The organism is Actinomadura sp. KC06, from assembly GCF_004348735.1.
In the GTDB taxonomy this organism is placed as follows: Bacteria; Actinomycetota; Actinomycetes; order Streptosporangiales; family Streptosporangiaceae; genus Spirillospora.
In genome coordinates this window covers 16,891-32,594 of the sequence record NZ_SMKT01000065.1, presented here as the reverse complement: position 1 = coordinate 32,594, position 15,704 = coordinate 16,891, and the positions used below count along the sequence as shown (strand labels likewise).

Annotated in this window: 14 protein-coding genes; 5 read left to right on the top strand and 9 right to left on the bottom strand. The window is 70.8% G+C overall.

Annotated features, from left to right (window positions below):
* Positions 1 to 18 precede the first annotated feature (18 nt).
* From E1287_RS21360 to E1287_RS21335, 6 genes are all read right to left on the bottom strand, one after another.
* A complete protein-coding gene (locus E1287_RS21360; protein ID WP_131966814.1) occupies positions 19 to 297 on the bottom strand; it encodes a hypothetical protein in 279 nt (92 codons plus the stop codon).
* Positions 297 to 575 carry a WhiB family transcriptional regulator gene (locus tag E1287_RS21355; RefSeq protein ID WP_131966813.1) on the bottom strand — a complete coding sequence of 93 codons (279 nt, stop codon included), beginning with the start codon at positions 573 to 575 and terminating at the stop codon, positions 297 to 299. Before E1287_RS21355 ends, E1287_RS21360 begins: the two co-directional genes overlap by 1 nt.
* A gap of 122 nt (positions 576 to 697) precedes the next feature.
* Positions 698 to 1,024 carry a hypothetical protein gene (locus tag E1287_RS21350; protein ID WP_131966812.1) on the bottom strand — a complete coding sequence of 109 codons (327 nt, stop codon included), beginning with the start codon at positions 1,022 to 1,024 and terminating at the stop codon, positions 698 to 700.
* A 405-nt stretch (positions 1,025 to 1,429) separates the two neighbouring features.
* Positions 1,430 to 3,250, bottom strand: a complete 1,821-nt coding sequence (locus E1287_RS21345) for an alpha/beta hydrolase (protein ID WP_207934356.1) — start codon at positions 3,248 to 3,250, stop codon at positions 1,430 to 1,432.
* Positions 3,251 to 3,484: 234 nt separating this feature from the next.
* A complete protein-coding gene (locus tag E1287_RS21340) occupies positions 3,485 to 4,402 on the bottom strand; it encodes an acyl-CoA thioesterase II (protein ID WP_131966811.1) in 918 nt (305 codons plus the stop codon).
* 61 nt (positions 4,403 to 4,463) lie between these two features.
* Positions 4,464 to 6,530, bottom strand: a complete 2,067-nt coding sequence (locus E1287_RS21335; protein ID WP_131966810.1) for an ATP-dependent DNA helicase UvrD2 — start codon at positions 6,528 to 6,530, stop codon at positions 4,464 to 4,466.
* A gap of 149 nt (positions 6,531 to 6,679) precedes the next feature.
* Between E1287_RS21335 and E1287_RS21330 the strand changes: the two genes are divergently transcribed.
* Positions 6,680 to 6,961: a mycoredoxin gene (locus E1287_RS21330; protein ID WP_131966809.1), complete on the top strand. Its 282-nt coding sequence runs from the start codon at positions 6,680 to 6,682 to the stop codon at positions 6,959 to 6,961.
* Positions 6,962 to 6,980: 19 nt separating this feature from the next.
* On the opposite strand, the gene nudC is transcribed toward E1287_RS21330, so the two are convergent.
* The 3 genes from nudC to E1287_RS21315 all read right to left on the bottom strand — a co-directional run bounded on the left by nudC (position 6,981) and on the right by E1287_RS21315 (position 10,124).
* Complete coding sequence (gene nudC, locus E1287_RS21325; RefSeq protein ID WP_131966808.1) at positions 6,981 to 7,895, bottom strand: NAD(+) diphosphatase; 915 nt, start codon at positions 7,893 to 7,895, stop codon at positions 6,981 to 6,983.
* A 93-nt stretch (positions 7,896 to 7,988) separates the two neighbouring features.
* The gene (locus tag E1287_RS21320) at positions 7,989 to 9,371 is read right to left on the bottom strand and encodes a dipeptidase (RefSeq protein WP_243719282.1); all 1,383 of its coding nucleotides are present in this window, start codon (positions 9,369 to 9,371) and stop codon (positions 7,989 to 7,991) included.
* Between the two features lie 141 nt (positions 9,372 to 9,512).
* Positions 9,513 to 10,124: a metal-dependent phosphohydrolase gene (locus E1287_RS21315; protein WP_131966807.1), complete on the bottom strand. Its 612-nt coding sequence runs from the start codon at positions 10,122 to 10,124 to the stop codon at positions 9,513 to 9,515.
* A 189-nt stretch (positions 10,125 to 10,313) separates the two neighbouring features.
* On the opposite strand from E1287_RS21315, the gene E1287_RS21310 reads away from it, so the two are divergent.
* From E1287_RS21310 to E1287_RS21295, 4 genes are read left to right on the top strand one after another with little or no spacing between them, the layout of a single operon-like run.
* Positions 10,314 to 11,414 carry a siderophore biosynthesis protein gene (locus E1287_RS21310; RefSeq protein ID WP_243719280.1) on the top strand — a complete coding sequence of 367 codons (1,101 nt, stop codon included), beginning with the start codon at positions 10,314 to 10,316 and terminating at the stop codon, positions 11,412 to 11,414.
* Positions 11,411 to 12,988, top strand: a complete 1,578-nt coding sequence (locus tag E1287_RS21305) for an IucA/IucC family protein (protein ID WP_131966805.1) — start codon at positions 11,411 to 11,413, stop codon at positions 12,986 to 12,988. Before E1287_RS21310 ends, E1287_RS21305 begins: the two co-directional genes overlap by 4 nt.
* On the top strand, positions 12,979 to 14,625 hold the full coding sequence (locus E1287_RS21300; protein WP_131966804.1) for an IucA/IucC family protein: 1,647 nt from the start codon (positions 12,979 to 12,981) through the stop codon (positions 14,623 to 14,625). The genes E1287_RS21305 and E1287_RS21300 overlap by 10 nt, the downstream gene beginning before the upstream one ends.
* Positions 14,622 to 15,698 carry an alanine racemase gene (locus tag E1287_RS21295; protein ID WP_131966803.1) on the top strand — a complete coding sequence of 359 codons (1,077 nt, stop codon included), beginning with the start codon at positions 14,622 to 14,624 and terminating at the stop codon, positions 15,696 to 15,698. The genes E1287_RS21300 and E1287_RS21295 overlap by 4 nt, the downstream gene beginning before the upstream one ends.
* Positions 15,699 to 15,704 lie beyond the last annotated feature (6 nt).

Sequence of the window (15,704 nt, the reverse complement as noted above, 5' to 3'; positions counted from 1 at the left end):
CGGGCGTCCCCCAGCAGGTCAGAGGTGCACGTGCGTTTCGGCGGGTGCGACGGGCGCGGACGGAATGGACGGCGCGGACGGCGCGAGCAGGACGCGCCGCACACGCGAAGCCCTCGTCCGCGCGTCCCGGCGCGCACGCCGCAGCGCGTGCAGCCGGACGGCCAGCTCGTCGGGCAGGTCATGGACGTGAACGGACGGACGGGATCGGACGGACGGGTTCGCCCCGGCGGCCCGGAGGCGCGGTCCCTGCACGGGGGCCGCGCCTCCGGGGTCGACGGGAGCCGGTGGAGCCGGCATCAGACGGACACTTCGTCGGGCCGCGGGTGCTTGCGCGGGCGGCCACGCGGCCGCTTGCGCGGCACGATCACACCGCGGACGAACAGCTCGCCGCCCCAGACGCCCCAGGGCTCCTTGCGCTCGAGCGCCCCGGCGAGGCACTCCTTGCGGAGCGGGCACTCCAGGCACAGGGCCTTGGCGAGCTCGACGTCGGCGGGAGCCTCGGCGAAGAACAGCTCCGGGTCGGTCCGGCACGGAAGAGTGAGGTCCTCCTCGCTTACTGCGAGTGCCCCCTGCATCACAGTCACCCTTGTTCCTCTCGTTGGATCTCAACGGGCGTGTCGGTGGGTTGTCCTGGGCAAAGAAGAAGGCCGCGGATCCGGTGTCTGGATCCGCGGCCTGGGGGCTTGCCGGTGTGGTGCTAAACCGGTTGCCTCCAGGGGTACGGACCCGACACGTCACCCGTGACGGTGACGCCCACGTGGGCCGTGGCCGGAGCCTGGACGGTCATGCCTTCGAGAAGGTGGCCGAAGACACTGCGTCCCTGGTCCTGGATTCGCTGCTCAACGCTCAGTTCGCGCAGATCACGCAGATCGCGCAGATTCAGGCCGCGCTTGCCGCGCGGGTCGCGCAGGTCGCGCGGTCGTGAGCCGGACGCGTCCGCATAGGCGGACGGCGCGCCGGGGATCGAGGCGCCAAGGCATGCGGCGGTCCAGGACGACGCGGATTTCATCAACGTGTTGCTCACCGGACTGCACACCACCCTTCTGGCTCCTCGGGGCCGCACCGGCGGATCCATGATCCGCACCGGCGGGCCGGTTGATTGCTCGCGATCGAGCGTACGGGGCGTCCGCCGAATCAAGCAAGGTATTTTTGACCTGCGGTTTTGTGGGTGAGTTCACCCTTCTCCCGCGGAACCCGCGACGCCTGGCGAGCGTCGGAGACTCTCGGGATGCCCGTACGAATTGATCATTCTACCCGCCCCCGCGCCGCATCCGCCCTACACCGCCGGGCCGGATCCGGCCGCGTACCCCGGTTCGTCCGCCCGCCCGGGCTCGTCCGCCCGCCCGGTTCGTCCGCCCGGGGTCTACCGCCGGACGGACGGGCGGACCGCGACGCCGGGTGGGGCGGCCCGGCGTCGCGGTCGCTCAGGTCACCGGGTCCCGAGCAGGACGGACGGCGGCACCCGCGTCGCCACCGGCGGCAGCTCGGTGGCCTGCCCGGCGGCGCCCGGCCGGGTCGCCATCGCGCTCGCGTCCGCGGGGCCCCGCGTGTCGAGCGCCGGTTCCGGCCTCGGCTCGAACGGCTGGATGTCGCCCACGCACACCGTCCCCGCGGGCGGCAGCGTGCCGCGGACGAGGTAACTGTCGACGGCACCCGTCACGCACGTGGAGCTGCCGTAGGCGGTGTGCCCCCAGCTGTTGCTGGACAGCAGACGGCTGCCGGGCAGCAGCTTGCTGGACGACACCGCGTCGTCGTAGTTCGTGGCCGGGTCGTAGTAGTTCCCGACGAACAGGACGGGAGCGTTCGTCCGCCGGTTGAAGGGGCCGGTGTAGGCGTCCTCGTCGCGGACCGTCCAGGAGTCGCCGGCGCACTGGACGCTGGTCCAGGCCCACGCCCGTCCGAAGTAGGGCGCGCGCTTGTCGGACGCCGCCGTCAGCGCGGGCCAGTTCCCGGCCTTCTTCGGGTGCAGCCCATCGGTGCAGACGACGCTGCTGAACGCGTCGAGCCAGTTGTCGTAGGGGAAGCCCTTGGCGAGGACCTTCTCGGCGGCGTCCTGCTGCTGCTGGGCCTTGGCGCGGCGCTCCGCGATGCGTGCGGCGAGCGCCTTGCGCGCCGCGGCCGCTTCGGCCGCCTGCGCCGCCGACGAGGCGGGCGAGGTCGCCTTCCACAGGTCGGTGACGATCAGGTCGATGAAGAAGTAGCCCTCCGGGCTGTACAGCTCGCCGAGCATGAACGCGACGAGGTCGGCGTAGGTGACCTTCTGGCCCTCGATGTCGGCGGGCTTCGCCTTGAGCCGTTCGGCGAGGACGCCGAAGTTCTTGACGGGGTCGCCGAACTCCGCGAACGCGCACGCCTCCTTGCCCGCCTTGCCGCAGCGGACGAGGAGCTCCCGCAACGCCTTGTAGGCGCCGTCGGCGGACCGCAGCCGGTCGTCGAGGATCTGGTCCTGCGTCTTCTTGGTGCCGGTCCAGGAGACCGGGTTGATGATGCCGTCCACGGCCACGGCGCGCGTCCGGTCGGGGAACATGTTGGCGTAGTACTGGCCGAGCGCCGAGCCGTAGCTGAAGCCCAGGTAGGTCAGCTTCTTGTCGCCGACCGCGCGGCGTAGGACGTCCATGTCGCGGGCCACATTCGCGGTGGACATCGCGCCCGCCAGCTTCTTGCCGGTGGTGGAGCAGCCCTTGCCGAGGGCCTTCGTTGACTTGATGTAGGCCGCCTCCTGCTTGGTGCCTACGGGGAACGCCACGCTCAGCCCGGTCAGCGCGAGCGCCTGGTCCCTGGTGGACTTGAAGCAGGCGACGTTGTCGCTGAAGCCGATGCCGCGCGGGTCGAAGCCGACGACGTCGAAGCGGTCGATGACGTCCGGGCCGAGGAAGTCCGGCGCCTGGAGGGCCATGGCGGTGCCCTGCCCGCCGGGCCCGCCGGGGTTGACGAACAGGCTGCCGACCCGCTTCTTGGCGTCGCGGGCCCGCACCCGCAGGACGGCGATCTCGGTCGTGGCGCCCTTCGGGTCGTCGTAGTCCAGCGGTAACCGGACGGTCGCGCATTCGGCGCCGCCGTAGCACGGGTACCAGTCGGGTTTCGGCGTGGGGACGCCGTCCACGCGCTTCTTCTCGGCCGGGCTCGTCGTGTCGCCGGCGGGCGCGGCCCGGACGGCGGGGGCGCCGGGATCGGCTAGGGCGGGGACGGCCAGGACGGGCACGAGCGCCGCGGCGGCGCCGACGGCGAGCATCCTGCTTCTCAGGCGCATGCGTTTCCCTTCCGGGGGATCAGTGCCAGTCCGCGCACACGGCGGATTGGTCCCCTGATCCTTGTGCCGCGCCTCTCGCGACGTGATCCACCGGCAGGCCCCTCATGCGGTCTCGCGGATCAAACCCCAGGAGGATTGACGCGCGCCGTGATCGCTGGTTCGCCAGGCCCGGAGGCCGTTGCGCACGGCGGCGCGGGCGCGAAAGCCGCGGACGGCGGCCCTGTCCTGTTCCGGTCAGTCGCCGGTGACCCGGATCAGGCCCTCCTGCATGACGGAGACGACCAGCTCTCCGGAGCGGGTGAACACCTGGCCGCGGGCGAGGCCGCGGGCCCCGCCGGCGAACGGCGTGTCCTGGTAGTACAGCAGCCAGTCGTCGGCGCGGAACGGCCGGTGGAACCACATCGCGTGGTCGAGGCTGGCGCCCATCGTCTGCTTGTCGCCCCAGGTCAGCCCGTGGTTGAGCAGGACGGTGTCGAGCAGCGTCATGTCGGACGCGTACGTCATCAGGCACACGTGCAGCAGCGGGTCGTCGGGCAGCTCGCCGTCCACCCTCAGCCAGACCTTCGACTCCGAGGTGACGAGCGCCGGGTCCTTCGCCGCCTCCCAGGACAGCGGCGTCGCGTGCCGGATGTCGAACGGCCGCCGGGTGACGAACTCGCGCGCGGCGACCTCGCCGAACAGCGGCGTCATGCGGGTCAGGCCGTCGGGGAGCGTCTCGGGGGCGGGCGCGTCCGGCATCGCGGCCTGGTGGGCGGGCCCGTCCTCGACGATCTGGAACGACGCCGACAGCGTGAAGATCGCCTTGCCGTGCTGGACGGCGACGACGCGCCGGGTGGTGAAGGACCGTCCGTCCCGCACCCGGTCGACGGTGTAGACGATCGGGACGAGCGGGTCGCCCGGGCGGATGAAGTAGGCGTGCAGCGAATGCACGGACCGTCCTCCAGCCCCCGCCCCCCGCCATTCAACGGACGAGCTTCGCTCGGCAGGCCGGTTCACCGGGACGGTGCGTCCGGCCGCGACGAGCGCCTGCGCCGCGACCTGACCGCCGAAGACCCGCTGCCGCCGCTCGTCGGACGTGCGGCCGCGGAAGATGTCGTTCTCGATCTGTTCGAGGTCCAGCAGGTCGAGCAGCGCCTTCAGCGATTCCTTCACGGCGGTCAGTCTTCCCTATCGGTTCGCGTGATCAGGATCCCGGACCCGGTGCCGTGGCGGCTCAGCCGCCGCACAGGGTCAGGACGGCGTCGCCGTAGCGATCGAGCTTCACCGTTCCCACGCCCGGGATCCGGGCCAGATCTTCCATCGACTCGGGGCTGTGCTCCGCGATCGCCTGGAGGGTCGCGTCCGTGAACACGACGTAGGCGGGGACCTTCTGCTCCGCCGACACCTGGGCGCGCCATTCCTTCAGCGCGATGAGCAGCTCCTCGTTCAGCTCGGACGGGCAGTCCTCGCAGCGGCCGAGCTTGCGTTCGACGGCGGCGGTGAGCGGGCGCCCGCACACCCGGCACGGCTGCGGGCCCTTGGCGGCGCGGCGCTTCGTCCGGTCGGCGCGGACCGGGGTGTGCGTGGTGGTCTTGCCCGTCAGACCGTTCAGGAACCGGGACGGGCGGCGGTGCCGTGACCCGCCCGGCGACCGCGACAGCGCCCACGACAGCGACAAGTGAACGCGCGCCCGCGTGACCCCGACGTAGAGCAGCCGCCGCTCCTCCTCGATCTGCGCGGGCGTCTCCGCGTAGACGATCGGCAACGTTCCGTCGACGAGCCCTACGAGGAACACCGCGTCCCACTCCAGGCCCTTGGCGGCGTGCAGCGACGCCAGCGTGACGCCCTCCAGCGGCGGCGCGTGCTGCGCGGTGGCGCGTTCCTCCAGTTCGGCGACGAATTCGGCGAGACCGGCCTTCGGGTTATCGGCGGCCATGTCCTCGGCGAGCTGGGCCAGCGCGGCCAGCGATTCCCAGCGCGCGCGCGCCGCGCCCGCCCCCTCGGGCGGCTGGTCGGAGAACCCGGCACCGGAAAGGACGTGCCGGACGGTCATGATCAAACCCGTCCCGTCGGTCTCCGCGTCGGCGCCCGCACGCGCCGCGCCGCGCAGCCGCACCACCGCTTCGCGCACTTCGGGCCGCTCGAAGAACCGTTCGGCACCGCGCAGGACGTACGGGACGCCCGCCGCCGCCAGCGCCGCCTCGTAGGTCTCCGACTGCGCGTTGATCCGGTACAGGATCGCGATCTCCCGCGCCGGGACGCCCTCGTCGATGAGCTTGCGGGCCCGCCGCGCCGCGTCGTCGGCCTCGGCGACCTCGTCGTCGTACTCGTTGAACAGCGGCTCAGGGCCCGGCTCGCGCTGGGCGACGAGCTCCAGCTTGTGCCGCCCGCTCTTCGCCTGCTCCATCACGCCGTTCGCCAGCAGGACGACCTGCGGCGTCGACCGGTAGTCGCGGACGAGCCTGACGACCTTCGCGTCCGGATGCTCGCGGGTGAAGTCGAGCAGGTGCGAGGGGGACGCGCCGGTGAACGAGTAGATCGTCTGGTTCGGGTCGCCGACGACGCACAGGTCGTCGCGGTCGCCGAGCCAGGTGTCGAGCAGCATCTTCTGCAGCGGGTTGACGTCCTGGAACTCGTCCACGACGAAGTGCCGGTACTGCTCGCGGACCTGGTTCGCGACCTCCCGGTGCTCGGTGAGGACGGCCGCGGTCAGCTCCAGCATCCCCTCGAAGTCGAGCAGGTTGCGCTCGCGCCTGAGCTGCTCGTACATCGCGTAGACGCGGGCCACGTCCACGACCTCGGCGGGCGCCCGCCGGCCCGCCTTGACCGCCGCGGCGGGGTAGTCCTCGGGGCGGTGCTGGGTGACCTTCGCCCATTCGATCTCGCTCGCGACGTCGCGCAGCTCCGTCCGCCCGAGCGACAGCCGGCACGCCCGCGCCGCGTCCGCCACCAGCCCGATCTTCGAGTCGATGATCTTGGGCGGCTCGCCGCCGACGACGCGCGGCCAGAAGTAGGTGAGCTGGCGCAGCGCCGCCGCGTGGAACGTCCGCGCCTGGACGCCGGGCGCGCCGAGCAGCCGCAGCCGGCTTCGCAACTCCCCCGCCGCCCGCGTGGTGAACGTCACGGCGAGCACCCGCTGCGGGGACACGACGCCGGTCAGCGTGGCGTAGGCGATGCGGTGCGTGATGGCCCTGGTCTTGCCCGTCCCGGCGCCCGCGAGCACGCACACCGGCCCCTGCACCGCCTCGGCGACCTCCCGCTGTTCGGGGTCGAGTCCCTCCAGCACCGACTCAGTCGACATCCCCCCATACTCGCAGCCCGCCCCACCCGTATCGCCAATACCTCGGCATGTGGATAAGCACGCCCCTGTGGACGAGCGGAATGCGCAACGCCTGCCTACTGTTCTGCGATAAGCGGATCGGACGAGCGACAGAGGGAGACGACGCAGCGATGGCGACGCCGACGACCGACCGGGCCAAAGACCCGACCGGCCAGCTCACCATGTACACGACGTCCTGGTGCGGTTTCTGCCGGCGGCTCAAGCGCCAGCTCGCCCGCGACGGCATCGAGATGCTGGAGATCGACATCGAGCGCGACCCCGCCGCCGCCGACTTCGTCATGAGCGTCAACGGCGGCAACCAGACCGTCCCGACGATCCTCTATCCCGACGGCACGGCCGCCACCAACCCGAGCGCGAAGGCGGTCAAGGCGAAGCTCGCGTCGCTCGCCTGACCCGCCACCCGGCCGGCCGTCAGAAGGGCGGCATCTTCGGGAGGTCGCCGCCGTACCAGCGCATGATGAGCTGGGCGGCTATCGACAACGGGCCCGGGGCCACAAGGTCACCGGCCTCGATGGCCGTGCGGAGCTCGTCGCGGGTGTACCAGGCGGCGTCCAGGATCTCCTCCGGGTCGGGACGCAGCGGGACGTCGCCGTCCGTCCTGGCGGTGAAGCCGAGCATCAGGCTCTGCGGCAGCGGCCAGGGCTGGCTGCCCAGGTAGCGGACGTCCCGGACGGGCAGCCCGACCTCCTCCTGCACCTCCCGCGCGACGGCCTGCTCCAGGGATTCGCCCGGCTCGACGAAGCCGGCGAGGATCGAGCGGCGGTCCTCGGGCCACTGCGGGCCGCGGGCGAGCAGGATCCGGTCGGCCTCGTCGGCCACCAGCATGATCACGGCCGGGTCGACGCGGGGGAAGTGCTGGGAGCCGTCCTCGGGGCAGACGCGCATGTGCCCGGCGGCCGCCACCCGCGTCACGGCGCCGCAGCGCGGGCAGTGCCGGTGCGTCCGGTGCCAGTGCTCCAGCGCCACGACGTGCGTGATCAGGCCGGAGTCGCGGTCGCCCAGGAGCGCGCCGACGCGGCGCAGCCCGGCCGGTTCCGCCCCCTCGATGGCGGGCAGCGGGCCGGACGCCCCGAAGTACACGGTGCCGGACTCGTCCTCGCCGAGGAGCCAGCGGTCGCCGTCCGGCGCCTGCCCCGGCGGGACGAGGACGAGCGCGGGGCTCGGCTCGTACGTCACGAGCGACCGGCCGTCCTGGACGACGACGACGCGTGTCCCGGGGTCGGCCCAGGCGGCGTCCAGCCAGTCGTCGTCGCGGCGGTTCAGCGCGACCCGGTCGAGCGTTCCGCGCGCGAGCGCCAGCCATTCCAGGGGGCCGTCGTCCACCATCCGCCAAGCCCCCGATCACTCGTCGTCACAAGCCGTTCCAGGGGAGCATCGTCCACCTCGCCCTTTTCCGGCAACCCGGTCCCGGCGGAGCCTTCAGCGCAGCGCGGTCGCGAACTCTTCCCACAGGTACGCGGCGGCTTCGGCGCCCTTGAGGAGCAGCGGGATCTCGACCTTCTCGTTCGGCGCGTGGATGCGGTCGCCGTTCAGGCCGACCGCGACGAAGACCAGCGGCGCCTCCAGGATGTCGGCGAGGTCGGCCTCGGGGCCGCTGCCGCCCTCGCGGGTGAACAGGACCTGGGTGCCGAACGCCCGCTCCATGGCGCGGCGCGCGGCCTTGACCCCGGCGGAGTCGATCGGCGAGAAGCACGGCCGGACGCCGCCGGCGGCGCGCACCTCCGCCTCGACACCGGGCGGGGTGTGCTCGGCGACCCACGCCTCGAACGCCATCTGGACCTTGCGCGGGTCCTGGCCCGCGGCGAGCCGGAACGAGACCTTGGCGTGCGCGTCGCGGGGCACGATGGTCTTCGCGCCCGGTCCGGTGTGCCCGCCCCACATGCCGTTGATCTCGGCGGTGGGCCGCGCCCAGATCCGTTCGAGGGTGGTGTAGCCCTTCTCGCCGTAGGCGACGCGGCTGCCGCCCGCGCTCCGCAGCCAGTCGTCCTCGTCGAACGGGAGGCGCGCGAAGAGTTCGCGCTCCTCGTCGGTCAGCGGGACGACGTCGTCGTAGAAGCCGGGGAGGGTGACGCGTCCGTCCGCGTCGTGCAGCGCGGCGAGCAGTTCCGCCATCGCGTGGAGCGGGTTCGGCACCGCGCCGCCGAACGAGCCGGAGTGCAGGTCGACAGACGGGCCGCGCAGCGTGACCTCGGCGACGGCGAGCCCGCGCATGCCGGTGCACATCGACGGGACGTCGGCGTCCCACATGGTCGTGTCGCTGATGACGACGGCGTCGCAGTCGAGCCGGTCCCGATGGGTGCGGAGGAGTTCCGCGAAATGCGCCGAGCCCGATTCCTCCTCGCCCTCGACGAGCAGCTTGATCGTCACGGGCGGGGCGTTCCGGCCGGACGCGGCGAGCCCGGCGCGGAGCGCGAGCATGTGGAAGAAGATCTGCCCCTTGTCGTCGGACGTGCCGCGCCCGATGAGCCGGTCGCCGTCCTCCACGGGCTCGAAGGGGGCGGTGTCCCACTCGTCCAGCGGCTCGACGGGCTGGACGTCGTGGTGCCCGTAGACGACCACGGCGGGGGCGTCCGGGTCTTCGGCGGGCCATTCGGCGTACACGGCGGGCAGGCCCGGGGTCTCCCAGATCTCGACGGTCGGGAAGCCCTGGCCGCGCAGGTAGTCGGCGAGCCACCCGGCCGACCTCCGGACGTCCCCGGCGTGCGCCGGATCCGCGGAGATGGACGGAATCGTCAGCCACTCCTTGAGGTCGGCGACGAACCGGTCCCTGCCGGCCTGGATGTACGCCACTACGTCGTTCACCTGCATGCCCCTTCGCATGTCGTAACGTCAGGCAAAGTCTCGTCCGTCCGGGGGTTTCTGGGGCCGCGCGTACGGCTTCCAGGGGACGAGAAACTCACAGTAAAGGATTCCGTTGCCTAGGTCGCGGCATCACCTTGATCATCATTGACGATTCAGGAGCATCAGTTCTGTGAGGATGTTCTTTCGTGCGTGTTGTTCGTAGCGTTCGTGGGCCGTTGGCGTGCGAAAAAGTTTCGGTAGGGCGAGCAGGCCGTTGAGCACTTCGGCGCGTCCGGCGCGGAAGAACTCCTCGGGGACGAACGCGTACTCCTCGCGGACGGCGGCCGCATAGGCGGCGTATTGAGCCGGTTCCGAGCCGAGGATCGCGAGGTCCGCGTCGCAGAGGACTTGGCCGTCGCGGTCGTCATCCGCGGGAGCGTGCGTGGCGGTCAGTTCGACCAGGCGGACGACCTGTTCGACGTCCGCCGCCGGGAGGTCGGTGTCGGCGAGCATGCGGGCGGCGAGGCGGGCGCTGCGCTCCTCGTTGTCGGCGCGCTCGGGGGCGTAGACGGCGTCGTGGAACCAGGCCGCGAGGCGGACGGTGCCGGGGGCGTCGGCGTGGCCGGCGAGTTCGTCCACGAGGTCGAGGACGGCGGTGAGGTGCTCGCGCGTGTGGTAGCGGCGATGCGGCTCGCCGTAGCGGTCGTTCAGCTCCGTCCCGATGTGCCGGGTGTGCGGCCCGGCCAGCGCGACCCACCGGTCGACGAGGTCCATGGCCCCATCCTGGCCGATCGGGGTCAGGACACGCGATGCCACCGTCCTTGCCCCTGCGGACCGGCCCCGCCAGTATGGTTACCGCGAGTTAGGCAAGCCTTACCTCACTGACCGTTGTGGTTCACGCACTGGAAAGGCCGATCCGTGGCCGCCTCTCTCTACCTGGCCGCCGGGAAGACGACCGACTCGGTGACGCACGGCTTCCTGCCCGCCGCCGCGCGTCTGGGCCTGGAGGTGACGCTGCTCACCGACCGTCCGGCCGCCCATGCCGGAACGCACGACGGACCGATCGTCCAATGCGACGTGTTCGATTTCCGGGAACTCGTCGCCGCGGTCGACGGCGTGCCTGCCGCCATCTTTTCCAACAGTGACTTCTTGCAGGCGCCGACCGCATTGGCCGCCGCCTATCACGGGCTTCCGGCCAAGGACTGGCGGGCGGCGGCCCGTGCGAAGAACAAGTCGCTCATGCGACGCCATCTGGCGTCCATAGACCCGGTCTTCTCGGCGGACGCCCGCCATGTGCCGGAGGAGGCGCCGTTTCCGCTCGTCCTGAAACCGCGCGAGGGCGTCGCCAGCGAGGACGTGTTCCTCGTCCGGGACGCCTTGGAACTGACCACGCGCGTTGACGAAATCACTGCGCGCCGCGACGACCCGCTGGTGGCGGAGGAATACCTTCCTGGACGTCTCCACACGCTCGAAACGCTCGGTGACGGACGGGAACTGCGCGTCCTCGGCTCGTTCCGGACGACGCTCTCCCCGCCGCCCTTCTTCGTGGAAGAGCGCCTGGAGTGGACTGCTCCGCCGCCGGAAACCGCGCAGGTCCTTGAACAGCTCGACGCGCTGGGCATCGGTTTCGGGGCCTGCCACACGGAGTTCGTCGTCCACGAGGGACGCGCGCACATCATCGAGGTCAACTACAGGCTGATCGGCGACCACTGTGACTTCCTCTTAGCCGACCTCTTGGGCGTGCCGCTGTTCGAGCAGATCCTGGCCGTCCACCTGGGTGAATCCCTCGGTGACTGGGACGGCCCCAGTCAGCGGCACGCCATCGCTGAGCCGGTGATTGCCGACCGCTCCGGCACACTGACGGCCGCTCCTGGCTCACTGCAGATGGACGACGGCCCAGTGCGGCTCTCGTATCGCCCTCAGCGCGCGGTGGGGGATGCCGTCGCCGTGACCCGAACGAACCGCGATTACCTCGGCACCGTCCGAGCCATCGGCCCCGGGCCGGACGAGGTGAACGCCGCCTTGGCCCGCTTCCGCGCCGCCCACGACTGGACGATCACGTGACCGGCCATGACATCGAGGGCTCACTGGCCGCCCGGATTCTGGACGCGCTCCTGCGCGAGAACTACGCGGGCCTACGCCGTTTCATCGAGCAAAAGACACTGCGGCTTCCCCACCGTCCCGTGCGCCTTCTGCAAGCATGTCCTGCGTTTCTGTCCGAATTCGTCGTGGATCCTGCGCAGAAACTCAGGCTGAGCGACGTCTTCACCACCGTCCACGCCGTGGCGGACCCGCGGGACGACACCGCCGCTTTCGAGCGGGAATGCCTGGACGCGCTGGCGACGGCCAAGCTCCACCTCGACGCGCGGCCGGCGGTGCACCGGCGGCTCGCCCGCCTGCCCGACGAGCTGCGCACCGGCCCCGGGACGTTCTACGAGACGCTGGCGGCCTACAACGACCACCCGGTACATCCGACCGGGAGGAGCCGCGCCGGGCTGTCCATGGCCGATCTGAGCCGCTACGCGCCCGAGTTCGCGCCGTCGTTCCCGCTGCGCTGGGCGGCGGTGCGGAATCCGGAGCTGGCGGGGTCGCCGCCCGGCTGGTGGCCGGGCCCGTCCGACGTCGGCCTGGCCCCGGGGCTCGGCGTGCTGTTCCCCGTCCACCCGCTCGCGGTGCGGCAGGTGCGCGAGCGCCCCGGAGCGACCCTCGCGCCCGATCCGTACCTCCAGGTCGCGCCCACGCTCTCGATGCGGACCGTCGCCGCCGCGCCGCTCGACCACCTGAAGATGCCGTTGCCGACCGCCACGCTGGGCCTCCGCAACCGCCGCACGATCATGCCGGGCACGCTCCCGGACGGCGCGCTCGTCGAACGCCTCCTGCGCGACGTCCTGCAGCGGGAACCGGCGCTGCCCGTCCTTCTCGCCGACGAGCAGACGTACGGCCACGCGCAGGATCCTCTCCTCGGCTATCTCGTGCGGCGTTTCCCGCCCGAAACGGCGCGCGCGCACATCGTCCCCATAGCGGCGCTGCTGGCGGAGGCTCCCGATGGCGGTTACGTAGTCGAGCGGTGGGACGTCGAGGCTCTCTTCGACGCATACCTGTCGGCGCTGTTCTCCTGGAACGTCACGCTGTTCCGGTACGGCATCGCGCTAGAGGCGCACCAGCAGAACGTGGCACTGGTCCTGGGCGATGCCCCGCTCCGGCTCCTGGTCAAGGACAACGACGGCGCGCTCATCAACACGTCCAGGCTCCGCGAGCGGCTCACCCCGTCCCCCGGCGCGGACCCGCGCGACCTCATCGACCGCCGTATGACGACCAGCGACGACGAGGCGCTCGCGCGCGTCTTCGTCACCATCACGCTGCACCTGTGCGCCGCGGCACCGGCGTTCGGCCTGGCCGAGCGCGGGCTGCTCCCCTGGCGCACCGGACTGTCGCTGATCCGCGAACGGCTGGACGACGCGCTCGGCCCGGTCGACGCGTTCCTGCGCTCCCGCACGCTGGACGCCGACGCCCTGCCGGGCAAGGCCATGGTCACCGCCGGAACCCTCGTCGACAAGGCCAGGACAGGCGCGGCCGACATCAACAAGCACTACGGCCCGCCGGGCCCCAACTACCTACTGGACGCGACTTGCCCGTAATCGGAACCGCACTCACCGCCGTCACCGCCGACCCGGCCGACCTGGCCGGAGACGCGACCTCCACCGCGCTGCTCAACTGCCTGATCCGGGAGGTGTGCGCGCCCGAGGAGCAGGTCTGGCAGGACGGTGTCCAGCTCGTCGCGCGCCTGCCTCGCGCGGGCGTCGTGCTGCGCACGGGCCTGGCCCGTCCACCGGTGGGCGCGACCTACCGGCTTGCGCCGCCGTACGAAGAGCAACGCGGGGACGACTGGATCCGGCTCTCCTGGAACAGGCTGGCGAATCTGGTGGCGGGTGAGCTGGAACTGGCGACCGGCTGCCCGAACCCCGAATTCCTCGTTCAGGTGGATGGCAGCCACACCGCTCTGGAGGCGATCATCGCCGCGCGAGGCGAACCCGCATACGATCCCTACCCTGCATACGATCCCTACATCGACTCTGAACAATCTCTGGTGGCGGGTCACCGTTTCCACCCGTCGCCGAAGTCCCGCCAGGGTTCGCCGACTGACTGGCTGCAGTACGCGCCAGAGGCCAGGGCTCGTTTTCGTCCGCTGTGGCTGGCCGTCCCTGAACATCTCGTCGCCGAAGAGGGAACTCCAGAGGCGTTCACAGGTCTGGAGACCTACGGGCCTCGCATTCCGCAGGGCCGGAAACTGATTCCCGTCCATCCGTGGCAGTTCTCGCTGCTGGCGGACAATCCCGTCTTGCAGGAGGCTCTGGCGCGGGGTCTGCTGCTCAATCTCGGTCCGTCTGATGCCGAGGCGGTGCCGACGTCGTCCGTACGCACGGCGTACCTGCCGGACGCCGACGTGTTCTGCAAATTCAGCCTGGACGTGCGCATCACCAACTGCGTCCGTAAGAACGCCTGGTACGAGCTGGCCAGCGCGGCGGCCCTGAACGACCTGCTGCCGCCCATCTTCAGAAAGCTGAACTCCACGCTCCTCGCAGAGCCCGCGTACCGCAGCGTCACGCTCGCCGACCGCCGCCTGTACGAGGGCCTCGGGGTGATCCTTCGCGAGGGCATCAAGACGCTTCCCGGGACACCGCTCCTTGCGGGCGCCCTGGCCGACCCCTTCAACACATTCCTCGCAGACCTGCCCGCCCTAGCGACGCCGGAGGGCGCCCAAGCCTGGTGGGACGCCTACGTAGCCCACGTAGCACCGCCGGTCCTGAGCGCCTACCTCGACCACGGCATCGTTTTGGAACCCCACCTCCAGAACGTCCTCATCTGCGTGGACGGCGACGGCATGCCCATCCACACCGCGTTCCGCGATCTGGAAGGCACGAAGCTCACCGCGGGCCGCTGGGACCTGACGCACCTTCCGGCCCGCGTCGCCGAAAGCCTCACCTACGCCCCCGACCGCGGCTGGAACCGCGTCGTCTACTGCCTTTTCGTCAACCATCTGACCGAGATCGCGGCCGCGATAGCCGACCTGCACCCGCTCCTGGAGAAAATGCTCTGGCGAACAGCGAGAAGGCATTTCACCGCCCATGACCGCCATCCCCAGATGAGGGCCCTGCTGGCCGGGGTGCCGCTGCCCGCCAAGGCGAACCTCCGGACCCGCTGGTCCCGGTCGGCCGATCGCGGCGCGGCCTATGTCACCGTCCCCAACCCGCTCGTCGCACCCCGACCGCTATGAAGGAATACGCCCTCAACCTCGACAGGTACCCGGCCTACATCTACGACCTCGCCGGCCTGGAATCCCATATCAAGTCCATCCGCGCCGCCCTTGGCCCGACGGAACTCTTCTACGCCGCCAAGGCCAATCCTGACGTCGAGATCCTGCGGACCATCGCGCCTCATGTGGACGGCGTCGAAGTCTCGTCCGGCGGCGAACTCACCCACGTCCGGGAGACACTGCCCAAAACTCGCATAGCCTTCGGCGGGCCCGGAAAAACTCCTCAAGAGTTGTCCCTCGCGCTCCACGCCGACCGCATCCACGTGGAAAGCCCGAGCGAGCTGATCCGCCTCGCGGCCGAGGGCTTCGCGAACATCCTCCTCCGCGCGAACCTTCCGCTGAACACACCGGACGCCGCCCTGACCATGAACGGCCCGTTCGGCATGGACGAGGACACCCTCAACGAATGCGCCTACCTACTGGCGGACAATCCTCAGCTCACCCTCCGCGGCATCCACGCCCACCTGGCGTCGGGCCTGGACGCTCCCGCCCTGCTCGACATCGCCGACCAGGTAACCGAATGGGCGCTCCCGTGGCTGAAATCCCTCGGGGTGACCAATCCGGAACTGAACGTGGGCGGCGGCATGGCCGTCGATTACACGTCCCCCGATTCGCGCTTCAACTGGCAGGCTTACGGGACGGGCCTGAGCCTCATCCCCGCCAAGGTCCGCGTCGAACCCGGCCGAGCCATCACCGCTTACCACGGCTGGTACGTCACCGACGTCCTGGACGTGAAGACAACCCGCGGCGAGACCTACGTCATCCTGCGCGGCGGCACCCACCATCTGCGAACTCCGGTCACCAAGGGCCACGACCAGCCCTTTCTGTCGCTCACCGCAAGCGGCCAGAGAATCCCAGCCACCCTGGTCGGCCAACTGTGCACGCCGAAGGACGTCTTCGCGCGCAATGTCCTCGTCCCGCCGCTGATCCCCGGTGACATCATCGCGTTCACCATGGCCGGCGCTTATGCCTGGAACATCTCGCACCACGACTTCCTCATGCATCCGAAGCCGGCCTTCCACTACATCCGTTGATCCGGG

Excerpts from the sequence above, each read along its gene's own strand:
- E1287_RS21360 (WP_131966814.1), bottom strand. The coding sequence starts at position 297 with ATGCCGGCTCCACCGGCTCCCGTCGACCCCGGAGGCGCGGCCCCCGTG.
- E1287_RS21355 (WP_131966813.1), bottom strand. The coding sequence starts at position 575 with ATGCAGGGGGCACTCGCAGTAAGCGAGGAGGACCTCACTCTTCCGTGC.
- E1287_RS21345 (WP_207934356.1), bottom strand. The coding sequence starts at position 3,250 with ATGCGCCTGAGAAGCAGGATGCTCGCCGTCGGCGCCGCCGCGGCGCTC.
- E1287_RS21335 (WP_131966810.1), bottom strand. The coding sequence starts at position 6,530 with ATGTCGACTGAGTCGGTGCTGGAGGGACTCGACCCCGAACAGCGGGAG.
- E1287_RS21330 (WP_131966809.1), top strand. The coding sequence starts at position 6,680 with ATGGCGACGCCGACGACCGACCGGGCCAAAGACCCGACCGGCCAGCTC.
- nudC (WP_131966808.1), bottom strand. The coding sequence starts at position 7,895 with ATGGTGGACGACGGCCCCCTGGAATGGCTGGCGCTCGCGCGCGGAACG.
- E1287_RS21315 (WP_131966807.1), bottom strand. The coding sequence starts at position 10,124 with ATGGACCTCGTCGACCGGTGGGTCGCGCTGGCCGGGCCGCACACCCGG.
- E1287_RS21295 (WP_131966803.1), top strand. The coding sequence starts at position 14,622 with ATGAAGGAATACGCCCTCAACCTCGACAGGTACCCGGCCTACATCTAC.